Genomic DNA, 26,992 nt, shown 5'->3' with positions numbered 1-26,992 from the left:
GGTGTCTAAGAGGGGCGCTTAAAAGGCAGTTTTATCGTTAAGGCGTGTTCTTAAATAGCCCTGGTGAGGGTGTATAAGAGGGGCGCAGCCCCTCTTAAAGAAAAAACCATTTCCCCCTCTCCTTGGATAAGGAGAGGGGGATAAAGGGGGAGAGGTTCCCTAAGAAACTAATAGGAAGAGCCCCCCGATATTCTCGGGGGGCTCTTTCAGTCTCTAAGAGTCGGTGTCAGGAAGGGTCAGGAGTTAGGATGGCCTCCTGGTCCGAACAATCAGGACAATGACCACCACGATCAGGGCAATGCCGATCGCAATCACAACATACATCCAGGTCGGGGTTACATTCTGGACCGGAGGAATGTTGACTTCTGGTGGCGGTGTTGGCTGTGGTTCGGGCGGTATGTACTCTTCAGCAGCGACGGCAAAGGTGCCGATATCGCTCTGGGAGAGCATGGTGCCGTCCTTCCAGGCGGTTACCTGCCAGTAGTAGGTGGTCTCGTAGTCGAGGGTGCCCGAGTAGGAGTAGGCGGTACCGGGAACATCAGCAGTAGCCAAGGCGCCGGAGAGGTCGGGGCTTGCCGAGAGGACGAAGCTGTAGGTGGTGGCGTCATAGACGCTGCTCCAGGAGAAGCCGACTCCGGTGCGTTGGGCAACTACCGCACCCTGTTCGGGGGCGATCAGCTGAACCGCGTTAGCCGAAGAGGTCTCGATGGTGAAGCTCCAGGTCTCCGACCAGGGGCTGTGGACGCACTCGTCGGTCTCGGTGTTTGCCTCTCGAACGTGCCAGGTGTAGGTGCGGCCGCACTCCAGAGGTGACTGGTAGCCGTCGGTACATTCGCCATATTTCTCAGTACCGTTCCAGTAGAGTGTGGGCGGGTCGCCGCTGAGTTCGAGCTCCTCGATGGAGGCGATGACGTTGCCGTCCTCGTCCATAATCTCGATGTCGTAGCTGCAGGCGAGGCACATCCGCTCCCACTCGAAGGTGAGGGCAGCGCTTACACAGTCTCCGCAGACGTCGCAGGCCAGGATGGCCCCGTCCTCAGGAGAGGTCAGTTCCGGGCCGTGCTTGGCGGCGCAGTCCTCGTAACTCCAGAGCAGGCCGCAGTTCTCGCCGATGACGTCGTAGAAATCCCAGTCAATCGCCCAGAGTACGGAGTTGGTGTCCGGACTGAGGCAGCCGCAGATGCGCAGTGATGAAGGCTGGGGACCGAACCATTCTCCCTCCTCTAATTGCCAGCTAGGGGAATCACACCAAATTTGAGGAGATAGCCCGGCAATCAGGTAGTCCCAGTCTTCGGTGCCGCAGCAGTCGGTCTCGCAGGGGGTCAGGTTGCGGGCCACGCCGCTGTACTCGTCGTACCCATTACCAATATCACCTTCTCCGAAACGGTCGCAGAGACAATCCGAGTCTTCGACCAGAATGTCGTAGCTGGAGGCGTAGAGGGTGCCCTCGCGGGCGACCACGACGCCGGTGTAGTCATAATCATTGGCGTTTAGGTCATCCCAGGCGCCTTCGCTGAGGTCGGTGCGGTAGATGCCTCCAACACCCTCAGATTCGCTATCAATAGCGGCGTAGACGATATTCTCGCAGACCGGGTCGCAGGCGACATGGACTTCAGCATCGCCGTCGCCGGGCAGGTCGTCGGTAACGTCCCAGGTCTCGCCGCCGTCCTCGGACCAGGCTACCGGCTCGTCACCGGCGCCGCCGACGACAACCCAGCCCTGCTTGCAGCAGGAAACGATGGAGTGGCCGGTATCAAGTCCGGTGTCGACGCCGTCGGAAGGGCGACGTCCGTACTGGGTGGAGGTAGAGACCTGTCCGTTCTCGTCGAGGATGTAGACGATGTTCTCGCTCTCAACGGCGAAGTCCTGGATGGTCAGTTTCTGGTTGACCGCCTTGTTCCAGCACTGGCCGCAGTCGCGGCTGTAGAAGAGATCCTCGGTGCCCTGAATGCCCATGTAGATGGTGCAGCATTCCGTATCCTCGTCGCAGGGCAGCCGGAGCAGGATGTTGGGGGCAATTTCGGGGTCTGCCATAATGTCGTAATCGGCCCAGTCGCCGTGGTAGACGCGCTCCCAGGTGTCGCCGTTGTCGTAGCTGCGCCAGACGGAGTCGCAGGCGAACCAGCCTGGATTTTCATCAATGGTATCACAACAGTCGCGATCATCTGATATGCAGGGGTAGCGTGGCGTACACACAATTTCTGGGTCAATTGAGCCTATGTCTATACATACAGCCGAGTTGATGGTGGAGAGGTAGATCACGCTGCAGTCCGGGCAGACGGCCAGGTCGGAGAGGAAATCGATATCGGTATCGATTAGACCTATCTGGTTGAAGGAGACACCGTCATCCAGGCTCACCGAGAAGGCGGATTCTTCAAGCGGGTTGCCCCAGGCATCAGTAGGATAGGGAGGATAGTAGAAAAGGCGATGGTACTGGAAGCTGCCGCTGGTGGAGGCGAATGCCTTCTCACCGTCGGGAGTGTAGCAGACCACCGCCATGAATGGCCCCGAGGGGTCCTTGCAGGCACACTCCCACTCCGGGCAGCAGTCATCGAGCTCGACGGTGTGGTATACCGCCACGCCTTCGCATGGTATCGGTTCTGCCACTTCCAGTTCCCCGGCCAACTGTTCCGCATAGACGCCGACCATCGCCTTGCAGGTGTCGGCGTCACCGTGGACGTCGATGCTGGCCAGTATCGGGTCGCCCGAGGGGCCGCAGCGGCCGGTCAGGGCGCCGTCCTCAGAGATGAAGACATAGCCCTTGATGACAGGAGGCATTACCATGGGGTCTATGGCATCAACGTAGAGGTAGATGTTGTTGTCGGCCGGTTCGGCGCCGTCGAAATCGGCGGGCAGAGCGAAGCCCATGCTTCTAATCTCGGCCAGTGTGATCAGGGTGGTACCTTCATCGGTAATCTGGACGGCATCGGGGAAGCCGGCCTCGGCGTTCCAGGCGATGTCATCACTCCAGGTGCCCTCCTGGATGTAGGGGCACGTAGGTATGTCTACACCAGCATCCTGAACACACATACAGACGATGGTGTCATCCATATCGAAGTTGGGCGAGAAATCAACGGCAACTACGCCGAACATCTCGATAGCCCAGTCGTTAATGTCAGAGGTGCTGTCGTTCCAGCCCGGGTAGAACCGGGTGTCCACCCAGCTTCCGGTGAGCCAGGTCCCCGCCTCGAGGCGGAAGACTACTCCCCTTCCCGGTGGGATGGCATAACCCTCAAGAGAGATACCGGCCAGGGCGATGTTGTGGATGCTGCCCACCGCCGGTGAGACGGCCATGTCCATCATGAAGTCCATGGCAGTGCCAGCAGAGGCGTCCTCAATCGGGTGAGCGTAGGTGAAGTTGTCGCCGCCGTCCTCTGAGGCGACTACGAATGGGGTACCGGGACCCCTGTTGATGTTACCGTCATTGAGGTAGCCGGCCACGGCCACCCAGTCCTCGTCATCGGGGGCCAGTGCCACAAAGTTCAGACACAGGATGTCATCATGGCGACCCGGGACAACAACATCGGGCAGGCTGCTGGCCTCGACGACGTTCTCGGTGATGTCGCTCCAGGTGACGCCGCCATCATCGGACTTGACCAAGGCATAGGTGTACCAGACATCGGCCTCATCCTGCCAGCCGACCTCGGTGCAGCCGCTGGAAAGCTCGAGGACGGCGTAGATGATCTCGCCCTCGTCGCCGCCGACGGCGTAGTCGAGGATGTCGGATGAGGGCAGGATGAACATATCATCCCAGCTCGGCGTGTTGACCGGGCCCCATTCCATCTCGTCGGCCTGGGCCGCGGGAGCAGCCACGAAGGCGGCGCCCAGCGACAAGACCATACCGAGGGCCAGTCCCACGCCTAAAATCTTTGATATAAGTTTGGTTTTCATCGACCTAAATTTTCTCCTTAAATTTTGTATTACCTCTCTCCAGATAAAGATGTCAAGAAACACACCTCTATTTCTCATTGGAGAAAAGGTTATGTTTTCCGGTTTTCCGCTGTGCTCCCGCCTTCAGGAGCGTCCCCCTTCGGAATAAGAGTAGCTGGAGCATTCCTCCGGGCTTTCTCTACGGCATCACCTCCGGCACAGAATAACTCATTATGGTTATACCACGGCTTGTCAATAGGTAATATAGGGACCCTATCCCCTTGGTCCCCTTCCCCTTAGCAAGGGGAAGGGGAGAATATTTGTTTTTGAAGGGGCATTCGCCCCTTCAAACTACCCCGCTTTAGCGGGGTAAGGATACATCTGCTTCACCGCCTCAAAATTTCCGCCTTGGTGGGAAAAGGATACATTACATAATATGCTATGCTATGCTCATTAGACTCTATGGGGGAGAAACGGAGAGCGAAAGTCGCTGCAGTTGCGTTAACTGCATAGGTGCTGAACACAGAATAATTCAAGGGAATCCCGACCCGAAACAAATATCTACAAGCTATGCTGAAAGGCAGAATCTAAGAATACATATGAATATGAGGCGGTTTACTCGATTAACAAACGGCTTTTCAAAGAAGCTGGAGAATAATATGTACGCTATAGCGCTATGCTTTAGGCACTATAACTTTGTTAAGACACACAGTTCTTTGGCAAATCCTTACCCACGAGCATCAACTACGGCAGTCGGATTAGCGAATAGGATTTGGTCTGTAGAGGATATTGTCAGGTTTGTAAGTAAAATACGGCTCAAACCTTCTTGATGATCGTTCCTGACCTCAAGAAGCGTATATCGGATTGCATGTGAGATTGCGTCCTCTTCTTTTCGGATGTGGACGCACTGGCACGCTTCTTATCCAGGGCAATCCTGGCTTGCCCTCTTTCATGCCAAAATCTCTTTGTATCTTTCGTATAGTTGACCATCGTCAAATCTCTGAACAACGTCTAATAATATACTTCTGTCAGCTTTATCTAACAGCCTCTGTATTCTGATTCTATCCTTTTCCCGATATGCTGTCAATAGGAGAGCTATCAAATATTCTACAGTAACAATTTTGCCTCTGATATCATCGAAAAGGAGTTCGGTAGCCCTTGCAACTGCCTCCTCGTGCAGTGGGCTTATATTGGGAATAAATTGAACGGGCATATCCTTTATATAGATGTATATATTCTCTATCTTCGCCCCTTGCTTCCCGTAATACTCATATATATCGTGAATATCATCTTTAGAAACCGAAACAGTTAAGACGTCCAAATCATAGGTGGGCTGGCCTACTTCGTAGTAAACACAAGCATACCCACCGCAAATTGCATAATCCGATATGATACCGCTTGCTTGTAATTCATTGAGACTGATTAGAGCATCCTTTAAAGCCATCGCAGGTTATTATAGCATTAACACAAATGAACTTGGCAAACTGATAAACTACTGGATATTTGGGACCCTATCCCCTTAATCCCCTTCCCCTTGCTAAGGGGAAGGGGAGATTTCTTTTTTGTGAAGGGGCGTCAGCCCCTTCAAACTACCCCCTACTCTGTAATGATGGGGCTTCGTTTTCCTTAAGTAAAAAGCGGGTGTCTAAGAGGGGCGCTTAAAAGGCAGTTTTATCGTTAAGGCGTATTCTTAAATAGCCCTGATGATGGTGTGTAAGAGGGGCGTAGCCTGGTTTTTTCTTCAATTTGCTATGCTTCAGTAAACTACCCCTGATTTCCCTCTGAGCAAGTTTCCTCCTCTTGTGTTGTAAAGATAGGCTTTGCCTTCCCTTAAATCCCTGAGTAAAGGGTGGGTGTAAACCTTGAGCAAAAGGAGGTTTCATAAGAGGGTCTTTAGCGGTTCATAAGAGCCGGTTTTATGATGACGAACTTCGCCTTTCCTTAAGTAAAAAAGAGGGTGTATAAGAGGGGCAGGAGTGGTTCTTGGATCAGGTTTTATGATGATGGGCTTTGTCTTTCCTTAAGTAAAAAGCGGGTGTCAAAGAGGGGCGCAGCCCCTCTTAAAGAAAAACCATTCCCCCTCTCCTTATTAAGGAGATGGGGATCAAGGGGGAGAGGTTACCTAAGAAAAACTAATAAAGAAGAGCCCCCCGAGAATACCGGGGGGCTCTCTCAGTCTCTAAGAGTCGAAGCGAGAAGGGTTAGGAGTTAGGATGATCTCCTGCTCCGAACAATCAGGACGATTACCACTACAATCAGCGCCGCGCCGATGCCGATCACAGCGTAGATCCAGGTCGGGGTTATCTGCTGGGTGGGCGGGATGTTGATAACCGGAGGTTCCTGGGGCTGTGGTTCGGGCGGTATGTACTCCTCAGCAGCGACGGCGAAGGTGCCGACATCGCTCTGGGAGAGCATGGTGCCGTCCTTCCAGGCGGTTACCTGCCAGTAGTAGGTGGTCTCGTAGTCCAGGGTGCCCGAGTAGGCGTAGGCGGTACCGCTAACATCAGCACTGGCCAGGGCGCCGGAGAGGTCGGGGCTGGCGGAGAGGACGAAGCTGTAGGTGGTGGCGTCGTAGACGCTGCTCCAGGAGAAGCCGACTCCGGTGCGCTGGGCAACTACCGCACCCTGTTCGGGGGCGATCAGCTGAACCGCGTTAGCCGAAGAGGCCTCGATGGTGAAGCTCCAGGTTTCGGACCATGGGCTGTGGACGCACTCGTCGGTCTCGGTGTTGGCCTCTCGAACGTGCCAGGTGTAGGTGCGGCCGCACTCCAACCCTGCATCAACGTAGAAGGTAGGCGGGTCGCCGGTAATCTCCTCATCGATCCAATCGGCAATGACGTTGCCGTCCTCGTCCATAATCTCGATGTCGTAGCTGCAGGCCAGGCACATTCTCTCCCACTTGAGGGTCATGGCAGCGCTTACGCAGCTGTCACAGACGTCACAGGCCAGGATGGCCCCGTCCTCAGGGGAGGTCAGTTCCGGACCGTGCTTGGCGGCACAGTCCTCGTAGCTCCAGAGCAGGCCGCAGCCTTCACCGACAACATCGTAGAAGTAGGTGTCGATGGCCCAGAGTACGGAGTTGGTGTCCGGGCTCAGGCAGCCGCAGATCTTGAGGGCAGTGGGTTGCTGATCGAAGTCCTCGCCTTCATCACAACCGTCAACGTCCCAATCCCTCGGGCTCATGCCGGCGATGAGGTAGTCCCAGTCCTCGGTGCCGCAGCAGTCGGTCTCGCAGGGGGTCAGGTTACGGGCGACACCGCTGTACATGTCGTAGTCCTTGCAGTCGTCGCCATCACAGTAGCGTTCTACGGTAACAATTTTATCGTTTGGACCACCAGTCGCCTTGGAATAAGGCTCGCAGAAGACGCTCTTGTCGGCCATGATATTGTCGCTGGAGGCGTAGAGGGTGCCCTCGCGGGCGATCACGATGCCGGTGTAGTCAAACGCCATAGGATTAAGGTCATCCCAGGCGCCTTCGTTGATGTCGGTGCGGAAGATGCCCGTACCGTCAACAGCGGCGTATACGATGTTCTCACAGACCGGGTCGCAGGCGACGTGAACTTCAGCATCGCCGTCACCGGGCAGGTCATCGGTGGTGTTCCAGGTCTCGCCGCCGTCATCGGACCAGGCTACCGGCTCGTCACCGGCGCCGCCGACAACCACGAAGCCCTGGTTGCAGCAGGAGGTTATGGTGTGGCCGGTATCAACTCCGGTGTCGACGCCGTCAGACGGGCGTCGTCCGTACTGGGTGGACTTGGAAACCTGACCGGAGTCATCGAGGATGTAGACCACGTTCTCGCTCTCAACGGCGAAGTCCTGGATGGTCAGCTTCTGGTTGACCGCCTTGTTCCAGCACTGGCCGCAGTCGCGGCTGTAGTAGAGCTCCTCGGTGTTCTGAATGCCCATATAGATGGTGCAGCATTCCGTGTCCTCGTCGCAGGGCAGCCGCAGCAGCAGCTGCTGGGCATCTCTACCAAGCTCGAAGTAGTCAGAGCCGCTCAGCCAGCCGGTGGCGTCGTCGGTCCAGTCGCCGTGGTTAACCCTCTCCCAGGTGTCGCCGTTGTCGTAGCTGCGCCAGACGGAGTCACAGGCAAACCAGCCGGGGTTATCGGATTCGTGATAGCAGCAGGTGTAGTCTACGCAGGGGTAGACCCCTGAATAGTAAGGAATACAAGGCTCCCCAGGAGCCCCATTTGCTGTGGTTTCGTCAATTGCCACGTTGATCGTGGAGAGGTAGAGCACGCTGCAGTCGGGGCAGACCGCCAGGTCGGAGAGGAAGTCGATATCGGTGTCGATCAAGCCGATCTGGTTGAAGGAGACGGCGTCATCGAGGCTCACCGAGAAGGCGGACTCGTCAAGGGCATTACCCGGTACGAGCAGTGCCCAATTTGCCCAGCTACCATCTACGATATCGGAATCATAGCCCCACATACCGGTGCTCAGATCTGCCAGGTTGAGGTTGGCATCGAAGCTGCCGTAGAGGAAGGTCTGGCTGCCGGTGGTGGTGGCGAAGGCCTTCTCACCGTCTTCGGTGTAGGCCACTACCGCCATGCCGGGGCCCGAGGGGTCCTTGCAGGCGCACTCCCACTCCGGGCAGCAGTCGTCGAGCTCTACGGTGTGGTAGACCGCCACGCCGACGCAGGCCTCAGTACAGGATACCTCGAATTCCTCTTCCCCTGGTGGAAAATCGTCAATCTCAACATCCACGCCCAGGGTGCCCACCATTGCCTTGCAGCTGTCGGCGTCACCGTGGACATCGATACTGGCCAGCAGCGGGTCTCCCGAGGGGCCGCAGCGCATGGAGAGGTCGTCGCAGTCCTCGGAGATGAAGACGAAGCCGCCGGTCTCCTCGCTGGTCATATGCAGGGCGTTGACGTAGAGATAGATGTTGTTGGCGCTGCCGTCCTGTCCGTCGAAGTCAGCGGGCAGGGCGAAGCCCATCATGTAGCGGGCGTAGAAGGTAATCAGGTCAGTCCCCTCGTCGGTTATCTGGACCGGGGCGCTGCCGAAGCCGGCCTCGCCGTTCCAGGCACCGCCGCCATCCCAGGTCCCTTCTATGAGATAGGGGTAGTGGTACCACATCGGATCACCGTCCGGTCCGCCCACACCCATGGCGACGATGGTGTCGTCCATGTCGAAGTTGGGCGAGAAGTCAACGGCGACAATGCCGGTGGTGTAGATCGACCAGTCCTGCTCGTCGCAGGGGTCCTCGGTGGCCCCGTCCCAGCCGTCGTAGCAGCGGGTGTCCTCCCAGCCGCCGGTGAGCCAGGTTCCCGCCTCGAGGCGGAAGATGGCGCCGGGAGCACCGACACCGGGATTGACAGGCGCAAAGTTAAATGTTCCATCCTCATTCACGCCGTTAACGGTGGCGGTGCCGGCCAGGGCGATGTTGTGGATGCCGTCCCGCTCGATGGAGATGGCCATGTCGGCGATAGTGAGCATGTTCTCGTCACCGTCAACTACCCAGTGAGCAAAGGTGAAGTTAGAGCCGCCGTCCTCGGAGGCGACTACGAAGGGAACGACCTCATCACTGGCGTAGTGATAGGTATGTGGAACCAGTCCTGATTCAACAGTATCCTCATCGAAGTATCCGGCCACGGCCACCCAGTCGTCGTCATCTGGGGACACCGCCACCAGGTTCAGGCTCATGATGTCAACGGCCTCGAAGGGAAGGCTGGAGGCATCGACGATATTCTCGGTGATGTCGCTCCAGGTGACACCGCCGTCATCGGATTTGACCACGGCCCAGGTGCTCCAGACATCAAGAAATTCCGGATCTCCTTCTGGGTCTGCTGGAGGCTCTCCTTCCGGTTGATAGTTAGGATTGTCTATTTCATCAACTACCACGCCAACCTCGGTGCAGCCGGCGTTCAGTTCGAGGACGGCGTAGATGATGTCGCCCTCGTCGCCGCCGACGGCGTAGTCGAGGATGTCGGAGCTGGGCAGGATGACCAGGTCATCCCAACTCGGCGTGTTGACCGCGCCCCATTCCATCTCGTCGGCAGAAGCGGCTGGAGCGGCCACGAAGGCGGCGCCCAGCGAGAAGACGAGACCGATGGCCAGTCCTACGCCAAGTATCTTAGAAATCAGTTTAGTTTTCATCGACCTATATTTTCTCCTTAAATTTTAAGTATTACCTTTTCTCCAGATAAAGATATAACAACATATACCTCTTTTTTTCTCTGTGGAGAAAGGCTATGTTTTCTGGTTTTCGGATATGCTCCTGATATCAAGGGCATCCCCCTTCGGAATATGGATCGCTGGAGTATCCCTCCGGGCTCTCTCTATGGCACCACCTCCTTGGCCTAGCAACTCATTTATCATTATATCACAGCTTGTCAATAGGTCAAGGCATTATCGCTGAAATTACCTGTGCATAATACTTTAGTATGATATTGGATCAGCCGGAAAAGGCCCGGTTGGCCAGCGCGTCCGCCTCAGCGTTGCGGCAGCGGGGCAGGTGGCTGACCCGGAAGCCTTGCAGCGCACCGGCTAGCCCGACGGCCCGGTCATGAAGCGGTTTGAGGGCGGCGTTCTTCACCCGGTAGCTGCCCTTGAGCTGCTTGACCACCAGCTCCGAGTCGAGGTACACCTCGGCGGAGGCGGCGCCCAGCTTGAGAGCTTGCTCGAGGGCGGCGATAACGGCGCGGTATTCGGCCTGGTTGTTGGTGGCAAGGCCGATCCTTTGCGAGACAGCGGCCAGCAGCCGCCCTTCGGTGTCCTTGATGGTGGCGCCGATGGCAGACTGGCCGGGGTTGCCCCGCGAGGCTCCGTCGGCGTGGATAATTACTTTCATGGTGACCCTATCCCCTTAGTCCCCTTCCCCTTAGTTAGGGGAAGGGGAAAGTTTTTATTTGTGAAGGGGCTGCGCCCCTTCAAATCCCCCGCTTTGGCGGGGGAAAGGCTACATTACTATTATCTGCTGTGCTGGTGCAGTCCCCCTGCTGTGGAGGGGGAGCTACATTACTATGTTCTGCTTTGCTAATGTAATACCCCTACCGTGGTGAGGGAAGGCTACATTATTATAATCTGCTGTGCTATTACAAAGTTCCCCGTTGTCGCGGGGAAGGAGGTTTTTATTCAACTTGCCGTGATTTCGCGAACCACCCTGGCGAGGCGGTGTACCTTTCTTCTATCTATCCCATCCTGCCGTGGGGAGATGTTTCTTTGTGAAGGGGCTGCGCTTGCTCAGGGCAGGAAGAGGATGCGGCCGCAGCTGGTACACTCGATGAGGCCGCCGCTCCTGACCCGCTGCATCTGGGCGCTGGAGAGCGATATCCGGCAGCCGCGGCAGATGCCCTGCTCTACTCCGGCCACCGCCGTCCCCCTGCGCTTCCTGAGATCGTGGTATACCCCCAGTGCGGCCGGTTCGATAGCGGCGGCCAGCGACGCCCGCTTCGCGGTAAGACCGGCCAGGCGCTGTTCCCGCTCTGCTATCTCATTCTTAAGCTGCTGCTGCTCCGCCTGCCACTCCGCGGTCAGTTTGGCCAGCCGGCCGGTCAGGTCGGCGGTTCGAGCGGCGGCGGCCTCGGTCTGCTCGATTACCTCCACTGCCCGGTCCTCCAGGTCGCTGCGCTTTGCTTTCAGGATGCCGGCTTCCTGCTGCAGTCCGGTCAGCTCCTTGGGGTTGGTGGTCCGCCCACTGTACATCTGGTCCTCGGTGCGTGCCAGCTTGGCTCCGGTATCGGCTATTTCACCCTCCAGGTCGCGCTGGCGGCGGCCCTGTTCCTCGAGGTGCTCCTTGGCCGCGGCAAGCTCACTTCTGGCCTGTAGCAACGCCTCACTCTCCCCGAGCCGGGCCGTCATCTCCCGGACGGCCTGCTCGTTGGACTCGATCTCGAGGTCTATTTCCTGCAGTTCGAACAGTTCTCTGGCGATAGTCATTTCCGCTTCGCCCATTCTATAACGGATAGGGGGGCGGGTGCAAAGAAAGTAGAGGGGGATAAAGGAAGGTGAGGTAGTTGAGGTAGGATAAACGACAGATGGTGCTGGCGCCGGCGGGCTAGGGATTCCTCAGGCACTGGTCGTGGTTGTCGACGTTACGCATGATGAAAGTATTGCCCTGTCTCTGGAAGGTCATGCGATACCTGCCGTCGACATAGGCTTCGAAAATCCCCGGGGCGCTCTCCACCGGATGACTGCGCAGCCCGGGGTGACGGAAGTCGGTATCGAGCTGGAGAAGCGCCTTGTCCACCTTTTTTCGTATCGCTGGCGGCAGTGCCCCGTATTGCCGGACAAAGCGCTCGGTAAGTCGGATAGGCATTATTCGGTATTCCCGGAGGCTTTGCTTGATGTTTCGCCGGTCCTGCGGTGAAGGAAGTCCACTGCTTCGCCGGCGCTGTCGAATTTGTGCAGACATCCGGCGCCGATGTCTTCCTCAGCCTCCTTTTCTCCCTGCTGCCAGCGCCGGGTCCAGAACCACGCCTGTTCTTTGTCCACCAGCTTCTTTACCTTGAGCACCGCGGTACCGTTCTGGACGCTGACGTCGAGAAAATCGCCCTCTTCGATGCCGAGTTCCCTTCTTATTGAGTGCGGCAGCGTTAGCTGCGCCTTCTTGCGTATCTGGATCAGTTCCGACATCTCCCGACTCCTAAAATCCGATATTCCGACTATCTTACCAGATCATCATAATGCCGTTTCGGTATTGTGTCAAGTGGGTATTTCCCCTTTCCTTTCAAGGAGAGGGGGATAAAGTGAGGTAAGGTAGGACAAGCGACAGATGGTGCTGGCTCTGTCGGACTAATTCACCGTCAAGGATGCGGGGTTATCGCAACGATAGTGATTTTAGGGATACGATTACTCCCGGCAGTTAACTCGTCCGGCCCGTAGTACCAGAACAACCGGTAGGCGTTGGGCGTGTTTTGTTCCGCATAGGCCTCAAAAACCTTTTCTCCGTTGGGCCCGCTGAGGCTTTTGAATTCGTGGGTTTGCAGGCTTTTGTAGCGGGGGTCTTGGGCGAGAAGCTTGATGGCTTTTCTGACGGCTTTGTAGTGCGTCTTTTGAGACGGATCACCCTTCAGCGAGGAAAAAACCCGGCTGGCTTCGTCCGTCCACTCCAGGTCAAACAAAGTTGCCGGCCTCACAGGTTCTCAAGATTAACCTTAGAAACCTTGCCCCTGGCGGCATCGGTCAGCCCCCGCTTGACCGATGCTAGTGCCTCGGCATCTTGAAATAGCCAGAGCTCCGCGGCTGGAATGGTGACCTGCGGGTCAAGGATGATCTGCCCCATGCTGTTGCTATAGATATGATAGGTTATGCCTTCGTCTACCAGGGATTTGGGCAAGTTCACCCGCCTTCTGGAATCCGGCTTGACCCCGTCGGCCCTCTTGATGAAGTTCTCGTCTCTTATTATGGTAGCCATGCTGTCAGCATAACACCGCTGGGGTATTGTGTCAAGTGGGTATTTCCCCAACGTTACAATGATGCAATATTCGTTTTAGAGGGTAGTTTGAAGGGGCGTCAGCCCCTTCACAAAAAAGTATATTCCCCCTTTCCTTTCAAGGAGAGGGGGATAAAGGGGGTGAGGTAGATTTTTAATGACATCGATCGCTGGCGGTAACAGAACATTTGTGCTATCATGGTCGGTAACCCATTAAACAGGAATAAGGAGCGGATAGCGGCATGGAAAAGCGAAAGAGGGGCGCCCCCCGGGGCAACCAGAATGCCCGCAAGCACGGCTTCTATTCCCGCGTCCTCAGCGAAACGGAGCGGCAGGATCTCGAGCAGGCCACCGCCGTGGAGGGCATCGATGAGGAGATTGCCCTGCTCCGGGTCAAGATAAAATCCGTCGTCGCCGCCGACCCGGAAAATATCCGGCTGATTATGCAGGCGGTGACCATCCTGGCCCGGCTGCTCAGGACGAAGCAGAACATCGGTAAGAAGGACGGCCAGGGGCTGAAGGCGGCCATCGCCAATGTCCTGAAAGACATCGCCCTGCCCCTCGGCATCGGCGTCGGCACTGTCCTGAAGGACTAGGGGAGGGTGTTGTGACCGAGCCGGCTTCCGGTATCAACAGGCTGAGAAGCTACCAGCGTGAAGTGGCGCTGGCGGTGCTGAGCAGCATCCTGGGCCGGCGGGGGCTGACCTTCTCCGTCGAGATTTCCCGGCAGGGCGGCAAGAACGAGTTCTCCGCTCAGCTCGAGCTGCTCCTGTTAACCCTCTATATGGCGCGGCCGGCCAACCTGGTCAAGTGCTCGCCATCCTTCAAGCCGCAGACGGTTATCTCGATGATGCGCCTCAAGGACCGCCTCAACGACGCCGGATTTGCCGGCATCTGGGCCGCCGAGCTGGGCTATATCATCCGGCTGGGCAGCGCCCGGGCGGTATTCCTCTCCGCGGACGAGTCGGCCAACGTGGTGGGCAATACCGCCCACATCCTGCTCGAGATAGACGAGTCCCAGGACGTAAGTAAAGAAAAGTACAACAAGGAGTTCCGCCCCATGGGTGCTACCGCCAACGTGACCACCGTCCACTACGGCACCACCTGGGACGACAGCACGCTGCTCGAGGAGGTGAAGCAGACCAACCTCGAGCTGGAGAAGCGGGACGGCATCCGGCGCCACTTCCGCTACGACTGGCAGGAGGTCGCCCGCCACAATCCCGACTACCTCGCCTATGTCGAAGCCGAGCGGCGGCGACTGGGCGAGGACCACCCCTACTTTCTCACCCAGTACCGCCTGCTGCCTATCCGCGGCGGCGGTGGTTATCTCAGCACCCAGCAGCGGGCTCAACTGGCCGGAAACCACAGCCGGCAGCGACGGCCGGCTCCCGGCCGGATCTATGTCGCCGGCATCGACCTGGCCGGGGAGGCCGAGGAGGAGGAAGGCGCCCGTTTGCGGGCGCTCCAGCTGCGGCGGGACTCCACCGTACTTACCATCGGTGAGTTGGACTTCTCGATGTGCCACGGGATTGTCCGTCAGCCCCTGGTGCGGGTTGTCGAGCACTACCGCTGGACGGGCCGCAGGCACAGTGAGCTCTATTCATCGCTGGTCGATATCCTCAAGAACGTCTGGCACTGCCGACGCATCGTCGTCGATGCTACCGGCATCGGCCAGCCGGTGAGCTCCTTCCTGAGGCAGGCACTGGGCTCGAGGGTATCCCCCTTCGTATTCACCGCTCAGTCCAAGTCCGGGCTCGGCTTCAACCTGCTGGCGGCGATCAACTCCGGACGGCTCAAGGTCTATACCGCCGACGGCTCCGCCGAGTACCGGGAGTTCTGCTTGGAGATGGAGAGGGCGAAGAGCCGCTACCGCCCCAACCGGACCATGGACTTCTATGTCGACCCGGCCGAGGGACACGACGATTTTCTGATTAGCCTGGCGCTCCTGGTCGAGGCAACCGAGCAGTACTCCCCGCGGGGGGCGAAGGGCAGCCCGCCCGCCGATTAATTTTCGCTACATTATTATATTAGGAAGGTGCTCCGCTGGCGTGGCTGTACCGGGTTGGGAGAGGTAATGAACTTCCCCACTATTACAATATATAAAGGTATGTCGGTTACCGCTCCTACTCTAATATATAGAGTGGGGAGTTTATATTACATTACATAGTAAGTAGACGGGGTGTGTAAGAGGGGCGCAGCCCCTCTTTTCAATAATCTAAACAAACGTTTAGGCCGAAATCATTGACAAAGCTTCTGACGGGACTGATAAGATGATAAAAGCGTCCAAAAGCGGGTTAAGGTGAGGTAATAATGGAAGAAGAACTGCTTACCACCGGTGAACTGGCACAGTATCTTAAGGTAAAGCCCCAGACGGTTTTGCGCAAGGCGAGGAGCGGCGACCTGCCCGCTATCCGGGTGGGCCGGCGGTTCCGCTTCAATAAAAAGCAGATCGACCGCTGGCTGTCGGAGCGTTCGGTAGGCCGGCCGGTCGAGGTCCTGGTTATCGATGACGAGCCGGTGATCGGGGATCTGCTCAGGGAGAGCCTGGAGATGTGCGGCTACCGGGTGACGGCTGTTGCCAGCAGCAGTCAGGGACTGGCGCTGGCAACAGCCAAACACTTCGATTTGATTTTCCTGGACCTGGTGATGCCGGAGATTGACGGCAGCGAGGTCTTCCGGCGTATTCGGGAGATGGACCCCAATACCGGGGTGGCGATCATCACCGCCTATGCCGACGGCGAGCTGATGAAGAAGGCGATGGACTACGGGCCCTTCCTGGTCATCCGCAAGCCGTTCGCCATCATGGAGGTCATCGAGGCGGTACGCAGCTTCAGCCGCAACGGCGCGGTCCGGGGCTAAGACAGTGCGGTGGGCTTGACTAATGGTATCATTAATGATGCTATCCCAAAACACCCTGGCCGGGCGACCCGAGAATAAACATCCAGGACGATGATGGCATGGGAAAAGCGTACCAGGTCAGGCAGGTCCTGAGGGCCATAGAAAAGCTGGGAGAATAGAATGGCAATGGAAGCAATGACCGAGAAAGACCATTACACCTATCGTGTTACCTGGTCTGAAGAAGACGGGGAATATGTGGGTTTGTGCGCGGAGTTCCCCAGTTTGAGCTGGTTGGCCGATGGTCAAGAAGCAGCTCTGCGGGGAATAAGGACGGTGGTGAGAGAGGTTATCTCTGATATGCGGTCCAGCGGCGAAGCTATTCCCCAACCGCTGGCGCTGAGGGATTATTCGGGTAAATTCACCGTTCGTATACCGCCGGATGTGCACAGGAGTCTTCATATACAGGCTGCGGAAGCTAGAGTCAGCTTCAATCGCCTTATCAGTACCAAGCTGTCCCGCTGATTAAGTGTGGTTCTACAGCATAAGTAAGGGATGTCTAAGACGGGCTGATACCCCTCGAAGATCTAAAAGAGGGGTGTTTAAGAGGGGCGCCAGCCCCTCTTCTTTGCTATAAAAAATATCCCCCTCTCCTTACTCAAGGAGGGGGGCTAAGGGGGAGAGGTTCCCCTATTTTATTAGTAGTAGTAACCCCGCCGTTTACCCAGGCGGAAGCCGAGGAATGCAACGCCGGTAGTACCCAGTCCCCACCACAGGTGTATCAGCCAGCTGCCGCCCGCGCCGGGCAGGGAAAATCCGCCTACGTGGAATGATTTCGCCGCCGACCAGTCGCCGACGTTGGCGGCGGCATCGGTGGCCCTGACCCGCCAGTAGTAGGGGGATCCCTCGCTGGTTTTAGGGAGCGAGGATCCTTCCGGGAGGGTGTACTCGGAGGCGGTAAGCCCGCTGACCTCGATTACGATTGTGTTGAAGGCTGCGTCGCTGGCGACCTGAAGGGAGTAGGTCACCGGCAGACTCTGGTCGGTAACATCGCCCCAGTCGAATTTAGCTCTCGCCGCTGCCTTGCCGCCGTCTGCGGGCAGTAGTGGCGCCGGTACGGCCGGTTTTATCGAATCGATAGAGAGCGGCGCCGTACCGCTATCAACGGTGAACTCCAGCTCGACGGTGTTGCTGCCGTCGTCCGCCTCGATATCATAGACTCCCTCGTCCAGCTCGGGCACCGTGAAGGTGGTGGTAAAGCTGCCCTCACTGTCCGTCTCCTCGGTGGCTATCTCCTCGCCGTCAATGGTGATGGTGACATTTTCATCGCTGTCGAATCCGGTCCCGCTCACCTCGGCCGCGTCGCCGGGTAGCGCGTGGGTCGGGCTGACCTCAAGGGACGGGTCGACGGTGAACTCGGCTTCGGCGTTGGAGATCGACTCGTCGGTGACCAGAATGGTGTGCTTACCGGCGGTACCGGGAGGGATGATAATGGTGGCGGTGAATTCGCCGCTGTTGTCGGTTTCATCATCGCCCCCGGCGATATAATCGCCGTCCAGCTCGTCGCCGTCGTAGTATATCGTAATACCTTCCTCTGCGGCGAAGTCCTCGCCGTCGATATCCACCTCGGTGCCTACCTTGCCGCTCTTAGGACTGATGGTAATCTGCCCTGCGGTTATGGTGAACTCGGCGACCGCCTTGATCTGTTTTGAATTTTGCAGAGTAACGCAGACGTAGTAGGTACCGCCGACGACATCTTCATCGTCGTCACCGTCGGCGAGCCTGGCGGGCACCTCGAAGCTGCTGCTGAGACTACCATCAGAATCGGTTTCAATACTGTCTCCGACCTTATGGTATACCCGAATATCGTCGTCGAGGCGGTCATTCGGGGAGGCTTCCTCAGAGGTAAAATACACGTCCACCCAAGGGTAGGATGGCGGCCATCCTGTACTATCGATATCGATGCGGTCACCGATCTGACCCTGCTCCGGGTCAAGGCTGATTGAGTTAGCCGCCAGGGCTGGGCCGGCCGGTACGGCTGCTATCAGCAATGCCAGGACACCTGCCGCCGCCAGCACTGGAAAGATTTTAGTAATCTTCACCTTAGCACATAACTCCCTCTAGTTTCCTGTTTGTCGTATCTTTTTCCGGCTTTGATTTGAGCCGGCGTAATTCTGTAACATAAGTAAGGGTAGTTTGAAGGGGCGTCAGCCCCTTCATTAAGAGACTATTTCCCCCTCTCCTTGGATAAGGAGAGGGGGACTAAGGGGGAGAGGTTCCCCCCCCAAATTAGTAGTAGTAGGCCCTCCGCTTACCCAGGTAGTAGCCCAGGAAACCGGCGCCGGTGGCACCTAGCCCCCACCACAGGTGTATCAGCCAGCTGCCTCCGCCGGGGAAGGAAAATCCGCCGACGTGGAAGGAGTCCGGTGCCGACCAGTCGCCGACGTTGGAGGCGGCGTCGGTGGCCCTGACCCGCCAGTAGTAGGGGGAGCCCTCGTTGGTCTTGGGCAGCTCGGTCCCTTCCGGCAGGGTGTACTCGGAAGCGGTAAGCCCGCTCACCTCGATTACAATTGCGCTGAAGGCTTCGTCGCTGGCGACCTGAAGGGAGTAGGTCACCGGCGAACTCTGGTCGGTAACATCGCCCCAGTCAAAAGAGGCGCGTGCCGCTGCCTTGCCGCCGTCCTCGGGCAGCATGGGGGCCGGTATCGATGGTTTGGTCTGCTCGATGTAGAAGGGTAGCGACATAGTGTTGCTGCCGTCGCTGGCGGTCAGCGTGTGCGCTCCGAACTGGCTGGGCGGGATGTTGAAAACGGCGGTAAAGTTGCCGCTGGCATCGCTGGTGGTGGTGGCAACTACCTGCGGCGTACTGGCCAAGCTGATGGTTATCGCCATGTTGGCGTCAAAGCCGCTGCCGGTCATGGTGATGCTCTGACCGACGTAGCCCGGTGCCGCCTGGCTGGTTACCGGGTTGATGGTGACCTCGGTACCGATGTCGATGGTGAAGTCCATCTCGACGGCGTTGCTGCCGTCGTCCGCCTCGATATTATAGTCCCCTTCATCCAGCTCGGGGACGTTGACCGTAGTGCTGAAGCTGCCGTACTTGTCCGTTTTCTTGGTGGCCACCTCGTCGTCGCCGATGAAGATGTCGACGTCTTTATTGCCGGCAAATCCGGTACCGATCACCTCGGTGGTACCACCGGGAGGGGCGTGAAGCGGGCTGACCTCCAGCGACGGGTCGACGGTGAACTCGGCCTCGGCTTCGGAGATCGATTCGTCGGTAACCGTAATGGTGTGCTCGCCGGCCGTGCTGGGCGGGATGATGATGGTGGCGCTTAACCTGCCTCGGTTGTCGGTCTCATCATCGATCTCCACGATGTAGTCGCTGGCCAGCTCGTTGCCGTCGTAGTATATCGTAATCTCTTCATTTTCGGCGAAGTCCTCGCCTTCGATATCTACCTCGGTGCCGACCACCCCGTCATCAGGGTCGAGGACAATCGTCCCTGCGATTACAGTGAACTCGACGACTGCCTTGGCTTGGTCAGCATTGGCATAGGTAGCGAAGACATAGTAGGTGCCGCCGACGACAGCTTCGTCATCGTCACCGTCGGTGAGCTCGCTGGGCACCTCGAAACTACTGCTGAACTCACCGTCGGAGTCGGTTAGGACATCTGGTTTGACCAGCTCATAGTTTGTGATATCGTCGTCGAGGTAGTCATTAGTGGAAACCTCCTCGGAGGTAAAGTATACGTCCACCCAGTTTTCAATCTTTGGTTCAGTGGAAGTGGCTGGTATAGATACCGGCCAGCCGGTGCCATCGACATCGATATCGTCGCCGATTTGTCCCTCCTCGGGGTCCAGTTCGATTGTTCTCGTCGCCGCCAGGGCCGGGCTGGCCGGTATGACTACGGCCAGCAGCGCCATTATGCCTGCTGTCGTCAGAATCCGAAAAAATTTACTGCGCTTCACTTAAGAAATACCTCCTCCATTTTCCCTGTCCGTTATTTCAAGCAGTTACTATTGTTAACGTCGAAACATCAAGAAAGTTAGCTTATTTCGCCAAAAATCGCCCTCATTTTCCCTACTTAAATTATCATTATACTCCATATGTATCAAGTATTGAAAATCACGCCCGGCGCTTGTAGGCGGTCCTCCTGCCCAGCCAGAAGCCGAAAAAGACGGCCGCCGCGATGCCGATTCCGATCAGGGCGTTCTTCGCACCGGCCGGCATCGTGAAGGAAGAGCTGACGTAGAACGACCCCGCCTCCGACCACTCGCTGCTGTTAGCGGCACCGTCGGTGGCCTTCACCCGCCAGTAGTGGGGCGCTTCTTTAGTGCTCGGCGAAAGCTCTTCCTGTTCGCTGAGGGTGTACCTGGATTCGGCAAGCCCGTCCTTCTCCAGCACGATTGATGATGGCGTGAAGCCCTCGCTGGTGGCGACCTGTAAGCTGTAGATTACGCCGCTGGGGTCGGTGACCTCCTCCCAGTCGAAGCCGGTCATCGCCTCGGACTTGCTGCCCTCTTCGGGCAAAAGCAGCACCGGTACCGGCGGTGCCGTCGATTCCATGGTGAAAACGCACTCCGCCGTGTTGCTGCCGTCGCTAGCGGTGATCAGGTGGTTGCCGCCGCTGCTGGGCGGAGCGTTAAAGGTGGCCGAGAAGGTGCCGCCGCTGTCGGAGACCGCGGTGGCTACCTCGGTATTATCATAGGTGATGGTAATCAGTACCGCGGCGTTGAATCCGGCGCCACTGACGATGAGCGGCGTACCGACCGCGCCGCTGGACTGGTTCAGCTTGACTCCGGCGGCTATGGTAAAGGCAGCCTTGCTCCAGTTTTCCTTGCTGTCCTTGACCTGTATCACGTAGCTTCCCGATCCAATGGCCGGTATGGTGATGGCGGTCTGGAACCTCCCGTATTTGTCGGTGATGTCCTCGGCCGCCTGAGCTCCTCCGAACTGGATGGTGATATCGCTCTCGCCGGCGAAGCCGCTGCCGGCGACGGTGATGCTGTCGTTGGCCGCCCCCAAGTATGCGCTCAGGGTAATCGAGGGGAGTACCTCGAAGGGGGCTTCCGCCGATTTGCCCAGGGTATCCTCGGCGGTAATCTTATGCTCGCCGGCGGTACTCTCCGGAATGGTGATGGCGAGACTGAACTCCCCGTCACCGTTCGCCGTCCCGGTGGCAATGTTGACCTTGCTGCTCTTACTGTAGTAGTAGATGTCCAACTCGCCACCGGCGTAAAATCCCTGTCCCTCCACAGTGACCACCGTGCCCACGGCACCCTCTTCACTGTCCAGACCGATTTCCGCCCCCTTGACCAGAAATGATTTTACTATCTCGCCGCCGAGAGGCATCTGTACCTTGACGTAGGCGGTGCCCGCTTCGGCGTCATCGGGAACGGTGAAGGTGGCGGTGAAGTTGCCGCTTTCCGGAACGGTCAGGGGGCTGGCGTCGATTTCACTGTTATCGAACAGTATGGTCAGCTCGTTATTCTTGAAGGAGGCAAAGTCCGTCCCGGTGATGGTAACCTCGGTGCCGATCGAGCCGGATGACGGAGAAAGGGTGATGTCGGGCAGGGCCAGAGCCGGTGCAGCCGGTATCAGCGCCGCCGCCGCGGACAGCATGATAGCAGTGATAGCTATGTTACCTATTATTTTCATCTTACTCATCGGCAAAGCCCTCCCTCTGTTACTGTTCCTTGAATATTATAGCAGCCTTTTCCTGGCGCCGCGCCTGGGGCTGTAGGTGGCGGCGAAGTTGTCCAGGATATCCCGCTTGATCAGCCAGGTGTTGTGCAGCTTGGCCGCCGGCAGGTCTCCCTGACGGCAGAGCCGCTTTACCGTCTCCGGGTGAATGCTGAGGCGACGGCCTGCCTCTATCACGTTAAAATAGTTTTCCAGGAGTGTCATTGTCCTCCTGATATTACTTTATTAACGCAATAATAATCAGTAAGGTTGTGTTTGTCAAGTAGAAAATTTCCGGCGACAGCAGGATATTGACGGTAATAGAACAAATGTGCTATTCTGGCGTCACCCTGAATATTTGATAGGGAGGAAACGATTGGTGATGCCGCCGGAAGAGAAAGACTGCGTTACTGATAACAGCGGCGCCCCTCAGGCTGTTGCCGCTGAGCCGGACTTGCCCCCGGAGTACTGCCGCTATCACGACGACGGCTGCGATCTGGCTCCTTCCTGTCTGAGCTGCCCGTTCGACCGTTGCCTCTATGACGAACCGGGGGGAAGGCAGTGTTTTACCCGGAAGCTGCGGGACAGGGAAATCCTGCGGCTGTTTGCTGCCGGGAATCACGGAGTGGCGGAACTGGCGGCTACCTTTGCCGTAAGCCGGAGGACGGTACAGAGAGTGCTAAGGAGGGCGGGACGGAATGAATGAAGCGACGCTGCCCGCCCGTATTACCCGCATGGATCGGGACCGTCTCAAGGGCTATGCGGAGCTGCTCGATTTCTATCACGGCAAGCACTGGGAGGGCCGGGCGGTGAGGGGTGAGAAGCGGCTCACCTTCAACTACGTTAAGACCCTGATCGATAAGGTGACCAGCTACCTGATGAGCGGCATCAGCTTCGCCGTCGACCCGCTGGGGGATGGCGATGATGCGGCGGCGAATGCCCGTGCCGCCGAAGATGCCCTCTACCGGGTCTATGAGGATAATAACCTGGAGCAGCTCGACTTCGATACCGAGATCGACTGCGCCGTCCTGGGTGATGCCTGCTATAAGGTTATCTGGGACGCCGCCGACAGGCGGGTGCGTATTACCTCACCGGATGTCCAGGGTATCTACGCCTGGTGGCCCGGCGACGACGTCTCAAGGCTGTGGCGGGTCGCCTCGAAGTATACCCTTACCGCTGAGGAGGCGGCGCTGCTCCATAGCGTTACTCCCAGGGGTAAGACGGTGGTTATCTGCGAGGTCTGGACCGTGCCCGGTTTCGAGCTGTGGCTGGATAACGAAATCGTGGAACGGAAGCCCAATCCCTACGGCTTCATCCCCTTTATTCTCTACCCCAACTTGAGGGAGCCGAAGCGGTTCTGGGGCGTCTCCGATATCCCCAATGTCCGGGAGAGCCAGCGGGAGCTGAACCGGGCGATGAGCCAGCTCTCCCGGATACTGGAACTCTCCGGCAACCCGATCGCCGTTCTGGAGAATGTCGAGGAGAGTGAAGATATTGCGGTTAAGCCCGGCGCCGTCTGGAATATCCCCGAGGACGCCAAGGCATACCTTCTGGACCTGCTCCAGGGCGGCGGCGTCCGGATGCACCTGGAGTATATCGAGCTCCTCTACCGCAGCCTGCACGATATCGCTGAGTCGCCGCGGGCATCCTTCGGCGGTGTGGAGCGGGACCTGTCCGGAGTTGCCCTGGAGATCGAGCTTCATCCCTTACTGCAGAAGGTGAAGCGCAAGCGGGTTATCCGCAGCGCCGTTTACAAGCGGCGTGGCGACATGGCGCTCAGGCTGCTGGAGCGGTTCGGCGGCAGGAGCTTCGGTGATGTCTCGCCACGCATCGTCTGGGGGCCGGTGCTGCCCCAGGATACCCAGCGCCAGGTGGCCAGCGAGCAGATACTGGTACAGACCGGAATACACTCCCGCCGCTGTGCCATGGACAACCTCGGCATCCGGGACCCCGAGGCGGAGCTGGGCCGCTGGCTTGCCGAGCGGGAGACGATACTGAAGATGAACCGGGAGCTTAACGCACGCTTTTACCGGGGCGGAGCGAGAGAGAGGGCTCTGGAATTCCCGGCGGAAGAAGCGCTTAAGGAATAATAGGACGAAGGAGCTACCAGATGGATGAGAACGGAACTAATACCATAGAGAAGGAGGACGAGACGGTGAGCGGAGAGACGGAGCAGCTTAAGGGTGAGCTTGCCGCAAAGAATAGCGAGATTCAGACTCTCGGTGAGACTGCTGCCGCGCTGGGTGCCAGCCTGGCCCGGGCGGTTACCGCTTACAAGGGAATGGTGGTCCGGGCCAACCCGGGCTTGACCCCCGAGCTTATCAGCGGTGAGACGGTGGATGAGGTCGATGCCTCGCTGGAGAGGGCGCGGGGAATTATCGCATCGGTGCGGAAATCCCTGGAGACGGAGTACGCCGGGGCCAGGGTGCCGGCCGGAGCTCCGCCCCGGACGCATCCCGACCTGTCCTCTCTTTCCCCCATTGAGAAAATCAAACACGCCATAGGAGGTAACGGTAAATGAGCCTGTCTTTAGCTGAAGCAGCCAAGCTTTCCAACGATATCCTGCTCCAGGGTGTGGTCGAGACCATTGTCAAGGACTCGCCTGTCCTGCAGCGGCTTCCCTTCATCGAAATCGTCGGCAACGGGCTGACCTACAACCAGGAGAATGCCCTGCCCACCATAGACTTCTATGATGTCGGCGATACCTGGGCAGAGAGCACGCCTACTTTCAACCAGCTTACTGCTACCCTCAAGATTATGGGCGGCGACGCCGATGTCGATAACTTCCTGAAGGCGACCCGCAGCAACATTCAGGACCTGGAGGCGGCCGTCATTGAGCTCAAGGCGAAGGCGCTCCGGCACAAGTTCGAGGAGACCTTTATCTACGGCGACAGCGGCAGCAGTCCCAAGCAGTTCGACGGCATCCGGAAACTGGTCGATACCGCCGGCGCTTCGGCGCAGGTCATTGCCATGGGGGCGACCGGGGCGACTCTTACCCTGACCAAAATCGATGAGCTCATCGATGCCGTCAAGGGCGGCAAGCCGGACCTGCTCTTAATGAGCCGGCGCTCCCGGCGCAAAATCAAGCAGCTTACCCGCGCCGCCGGCTTCAACCTGGAGAGCGACCGCAACGAGTTCGGTATGATGCTGGACTGGTATAACGGCATCCCTATCGGCGTCAGCGACTGGGTGCTCGATACCCATACCGTGTCGGCGAGCCTGGAGACCGCTACCACCGGCGGGGTGAACTCTACCATCTATGCCGTTGCCCTGGGTGAGGGCGCTCTCTGCGGGTTGACCGCCCCGGGGCACCTCACCGTGGAGCCGGTCGGGGCCCTGGAGACCAAGGACGCCTCCCGTACCCGCATCAAGTGGTACTGTTCCCTGGCGCTGTTTTCTTCGGTCAAGGCGGCTGCCCTGATCGGGGTGCAGAACTAAAAAAGCGAACGGTCTGTTTAAGAAATTACTGCCCGTGCCGCTTGGAGGTAGTTAGAAAAGCTTGACTTAATGGGGGGATTATTCTCGAACAGTCTGTTTAATAGTGAAATTACTGCCTGTGCAGTATCAGGATAGCAGGAAGGGGTGCAACCCCTTCTTAAAAAAACCTCCTCCCCCTCTCCTTTGAAGGAGAGGGGGATAAAGGGGGTGAGGTAGAAAGGAGAAACTATGGTGAGCCATCAGCCATTTGATGAATCGGGAAGACCCAAGTCGGGCTACAGCGGCAGAGTTTACCTTGGCTGCGATACCGCGGTAAATGATGACGCCCGCCGCTTTACCGCGGAGACCAAGAAGCTCCGTGACATCATTGTTCGGGTGGAGGATAACGACCAGCTCTTCGGCGATGCCGCCGGTCAGGCCTTTACGCTGGCTGCCGGCGAGTGGATGGGCTTCACTAAGGTCGATGTCAGCACCCTCTATTTCAGGAACAAGACCGCCGGACAGAACGGTACGGTGCATATCATCGGAGTGGAGGACTAGCGATGGGGTTTCTATCGAATGTAAGCACCCGGCTTGCCGGGCACGCCGCCGACCTGGATGCTCATACTATGAATACGCTTGAGGTGCTGAAGACGGGAAACTACCTCAACTACTGGGGGCAGTACACCTCCACTCTGGCCACGATAGTAGCTGCCGGCAAGCTCTATGCTACCTGTCCTTTACTTGTGGCCCGGCCGCTGACCATCGATCGCCTGGCCTGTAACGTCAAGGTGGCCGGAGCGGCCGGAGAACGGGCCAGACTGGGGGTATACCGCAACGGAAACAACTGCTACCCGGGGGCGTTGCTGCTCGACGCCGGCGAGGTTTCCGTAGACAGCACCGGTGTCAAGGCGGTCGATGTTGACCTGGCGCTGGCCAGAGGGCTTTACTGGATGGCCTTCGTCTGCGACGGCACTCCCGAGATGATACACACCTATAACGCCCCCAGTCCTCTGGGGGTGAGGGAGAGTGATTTGTCGTATCGATACCATATGGTATACAAAACCGGTTTCGGATACGGCGTCCTGCCCGATCCGTTTCCGGCCGGCGGCATAGATGCAGCGGACGCTTCGCCGGCGGTGTTTGCCCGGCTGGCCAGTCTGGATTAAGTGAGGTAGCTTAATGAACCTGTCTGAAATGATAACCGTGGTCAGGCGGGAGCTTCGGGACGAGTCGGGTGTCCTGTGGAGCGATGACGAACTGACCCGTCACATCGGCCGCGCCGTCGCCGAACTTTCCGAGGCCATCCCCAGGGAGCAGAAGGCCGTTATTGCCACCAGCGCCGGTTCCCGTGAGGTTGATATCTCCGGCTTGAGCGACCGGGTAGCGGTCGAGGTTGTCGAGTATCCGGTCGATGCGTTCCCCCGGAGTTTCCCCTGCTTCGTCGTCTGGATGGATACCATCACGCTGCTGGGCGGTGTCGTCCCGAACGGCTCCGACTGCTGTGTCTATTACGGCCAGCTTCATACCCTGGATGCGGCAACCTCGACCATCCCGGCCCGGTACGAAAACCTGGTCTCCGCCGGGGCGGCCGGCTATGCTGCCACTGCCTGGGGTGTCTACGCCGTGAACCGGGTTAATGTCGGCGGGCAGGCCACGCCCCGGGAGTACCGTGTCTGGGGTAGGGAGCGGCTGAGCTTCTTCTCCCGTGAACTAAGGCGCCTGGGCAGAAGGAACCGGGTGCGTACCCGCTCGCTCTACACAGGCGGCTGCCCGCCGCTATCGAATACCACTGACTACGGCCCGTAGAA

At 58.0% G+C, this 26,992-nt stretch carries 24 protein-coding genes; 11 read left to right on the top strand and 13 right to left on the bottom strand.

Annotation, left to right across the window (positions count from 1 at the left end; translation table 11 throughout):
- Positions 1–243: 243 nt before the first annotated feature.
- From PHI12_01900 to PHI12_01860, 9 genes are all read right to left on the bottom strand, one after another.
- The gene (locus tag PHI12_01900; GenBank protein MDD5509555.1) at positions 244–3,891 is read right to left on the bottom strand and encodes a hypothetical protein; all 3,648 of its coding nucleotides are present in this window, start codon (positions 3,889–3,891) and stop codon (positions 244–246) included.
- Positions 3,892–4,819: 928 nt separating this feature from the next.
- Positions 4,820–5,314, bottom strand: coding sequence for a hypothetical protein (locus PHI12_01895; GenBank protein ID MDD5509554.1), 495 nt, complete (start codon positions 5,312–5,314; stop codon positions 4,820–4,822).
- A 764-nt stretch (positions 5,315–6,078) separates the two neighbouring features.
- Positions 6,079–9,972 (bottom strand): hypothetical protein, encoded by a 3,894-nt coding sequence (locus PHI12_01890; GenBank protein MDD5509553.1) that lies wholly within the window; start codon positions 9,970–9,972, stop codon positions 6,079–6,081.
- A 298-nt stretch (positions 9,973–10,270) separates the two neighbouring features.
- On the bottom strand, positions 10,271–10,666 hold the full coding sequence (locus PHI12_01885) for a ribonuclease HI family protein (GenBank protein ID MDD5509552.1): 396 nt from the start codon (positions 10,664–10,666) through the stop codon (positions 10,271–10,273).
- 392 nt (positions 10,667–11,058) lie between these two features.
- A complete protein-coding gene (locus PHI12_01880) occupies positions 11,059–11,769 on the bottom strand; it encodes a C4-type zinc ribbon domain-containing protein (protein MDD5509551.1) in 711 nt (236 codons plus the stop codon).
- 103 nt (positions 11,770–11,872) lie between these two features.
- Positions 11,873–12,133 carry a hypothetical protein gene (locus tag PHI12_01875; protein ID MDD5509550.1) on the bottom strand — a complete coding sequence of 87 codons (261 nt, stop codon included), beginning with the start codon at positions 12,131–12,133 and terminating at the stop codon, positions 11,873–11,875.
- The gene (locus PHI12_01870) at positions 12,133–12,450 is read right to left on the bottom strand and encodes an AbrB/MazE/SpoVT family DNA-binding domain-containing protein (protein MDD5509549.1); all 318 of its coding nucleotides are present in this window, start codon (positions 12,448–12,450) and stop codon (positions 12,133–12,135) included. Before PHI12_01870 ends, PHI12_01875 begins: the two co-directional genes overlap by 1 nt.
- Positions 12,451–12,620: 170 nt before the next feature.
- On the bottom strand, positions 12,621–12,953 hold the full coding sequence (locus tag PHI12_01865; protein ID MDD5509548.1) for a hypothetical protein: 333 nt from the start codon (positions 12,951–12,953) through the stop codon (positions 12,621–12,623).
- A complete protein-coding gene (locus PHI12_01860) occupies positions 12,950–13,231 on the bottom strand; it encodes a hypothetical protein (protein ID MDD5509547.1) in 282 nt (93 codons plus the stop codon). Before PHI12_01860 ends, PHI12_01865 begins: the two co-directional genes overlap by 4 nt.
- A gap of 260 nt (positions 13,232–13,491) precedes the next feature.
- On the opposite strand from PHI12_01860, the gene PHI12_01855 reads away from it, so the two are divergent.
- The 4 genes from PHI12_01855 (at position 13,492) to PHI12_01840 (ending at position 16,609) form a co-directional block, all read left to right on the top strand.
- Positions 13,492–13,845: a hypothetical protein gene (locus PHI12_01855; protein ID MDD5509546.1), complete on the top strand. Its 354-nt coding sequence runs from the start codon at positions 13,492–13,494 to the stop codon at positions 13,843–13,845.
- Positions 13,846–13,856: 11 nt separating this feature from the next.
- Entirely contained in the window at positions 13,857–15,257 is a 1,401-nt protein-coding gene (locus PHI12_01850) for a hypothetical protein (GenBank protein ID MDD5509545.1), read from the top strand.
- 302 nt (positions 15,258–15,559) lie between these two features.
- A complete protein-coding gene (locus tag PHI12_01845; protein MDD5509544.1) occupies positions 15,560–16,108 on the top strand; it encodes a response regulator in 549 nt (182 codons plus the stop codon).
- A 159-nt stretch (positions 16,109–16,267) separates the two neighbouring features.
- The gene (locus tag PHI12_01840) at positions 16,268–16,609 is read left to right on the top strand and encodes a toxin-antitoxin system HicB family antitoxin (protein MDD5509543.1); all 342 of its coding nucleotides are present in this window, start codon (positions 16,268–16,270) and stop codon (positions 16,607–16,609) included.
- A 173-nt stretch (positions 16,610–16,782) separates the two neighbouring features.
- Here the strand turns inward: PHI12_01840 and PHI12_01835 are convergent, their stop codons facing one another.
- From PHI12_01835 to PHI12_01820, 4 genes are all read right to left on the bottom strand, one after another.
- Positions 16,783–18,186: an IPT/TIG domain-containing protein gene (locus tag PHI12_01835; GenBank protein MDD5509542.1), complete on the bottom strand. Its 1,404-nt coding sequence runs from the start codon at positions 18,184–18,186 to the stop codon at positions 16,783–16,785.
- Positions 18,187–18,373: 187 nt separating this feature from the next.
- The gene (locus PHI12_01830; protein MDD5509541.1) at positions 18,374–20,050 is read right to left on the bottom strand and encodes a hypothetical protein; all 1,677 of its coding nucleotides are present in this window, start codon (positions 20,048–20,050) and stop codon (positions 18,374–18,376) included.
- Between the two features lie 157 nt (positions 20,051–20,207).
- Positions 20,208–21,749 carry an IPT/TIG domain-containing protein gene (locus PHI12_01825; GenBank protein ID MDD5509540.1) on the bottom strand — a complete coding sequence of 514 codons (1,542 nt, stop codon included), beginning with the start codon at positions 21,747–21,749 and terminating at the stop codon, positions 20,208–20,210.
- Positions 21,750–21,785: 36 nt separating this feature from the next.
- Positions 21,786–21,989, bottom strand: coding sequence for a helix-turn-helix domain-containing protein (locus PHI12_01820; protein ID MDD5509539.1), 204 nt, complete (start codon positions 21,987–21,989; stop codon positions 21,786–21,788).
- A gap of 157 nt (positions 21,990–22,146) precedes the next feature.
- Between PHI12_01820 and PHI12_01815 the strand changes: the two genes are divergently transcribed.
- The 7 genes from PHI12_01815 to PHI12_01785 all read left to right on the top strand — a co-directional run bounded on the left by PHI12_01815 (position 22,147) and on the right by PHI12_01785 (position 26,990).
- Positions 22,147–22,470: a helix-turn-helix domain containing protein gene (locus tag PHI12_01815; GenBank protein ID MDD5509538.1), complete on the top strand. Its 324-nt coding sequence runs from the start codon at positions 22,147–22,149 to the stop codon at positions 22,468–22,470.
- Positions 22,463–23,854, top strand: coding sequence for a phage portal protein (locus PHI12_01810; protein ID MDD5509537.1), 1,392 nt, complete (start codon positions 22,463–22,465; stop codon positions 23,852–23,854). The genes PHI12_01815 and PHI12_01810 overlap by 8 nt, the downstream gene beginning before the upstream one ends.
- A 20-nt stretch (positions 23,855–23,874) precedes the next feature.
- Complete coding sequence (locus PHI12_01805) at positions 23,875–24,285, top strand: hypothetical protein (protein MDD5509536.1); 411 nt, start codon at positions 23,875–23,877, stop codon at positions 24,283–24,285.
- Positions 24,282–25,202: a phage major capsid protein gene (locus PHI12_01800; GenBank protein ID MDD5509535.1), complete on the top strand. Its 921-nt coding sequence runs from the start codon at positions 24,282–24,284 to the stop codon at positions 25,200–25,202. Before PHI12_01805 ends, PHI12_01800 begins: the two co-directional genes overlap by 4 nt.
- A gap of 228 nt (positions 25,203–25,430) precedes the next feature.
- On the top strand, positions 25,431–25,742 hold the full coding sequence (locus PHI12_01795) for a hypothetical protein (GenBank protein MDD5509534.1): 312 nt from the start codon (positions 25,431–25,433) through the stop codon (positions 25,740–25,742).
- Positions 25,743–25,744: 2 nt separating this feature from the next.
- The gene (locus PHI12_01790) at positions 25,745–26,350 is read left to right on the top strand and encodes a hypothetical protein (protein ID MDD5509533.1); all 606 of its coding nucleotides are present in this window, start codon (positions 25,745–25,747) and stop codon (positions 26,348–26,350) included.
- A 13-nt stretch (positions 26,351–26,363) separates the two neighbouring features.
- Complete coding sequence (locus PHI12_01785; protein MDD5509532.1) at positions 26,364–26,990, top strand: hypothetical protein; 627 nt, start codon at positions 26,364–26,366, stop codon at positions 26,988–26,990.
- Positions 26,991–26,992: the final 2 nt, after the last annotated feature.

This window comes from Dehalococcoidales bacterium (genome assembly GCA_028716225.1).
Lineage (GTDB): Bacteria > Chloroflexota > Dehalococcoidia > Dehalococcoidales > UBA5760 > UBA5760.
The sequence above is the reverse complement of the archived record's forward strand: the minus strand, read 5'-3'. Positions and strand labels throughout refer to the sequence as shown.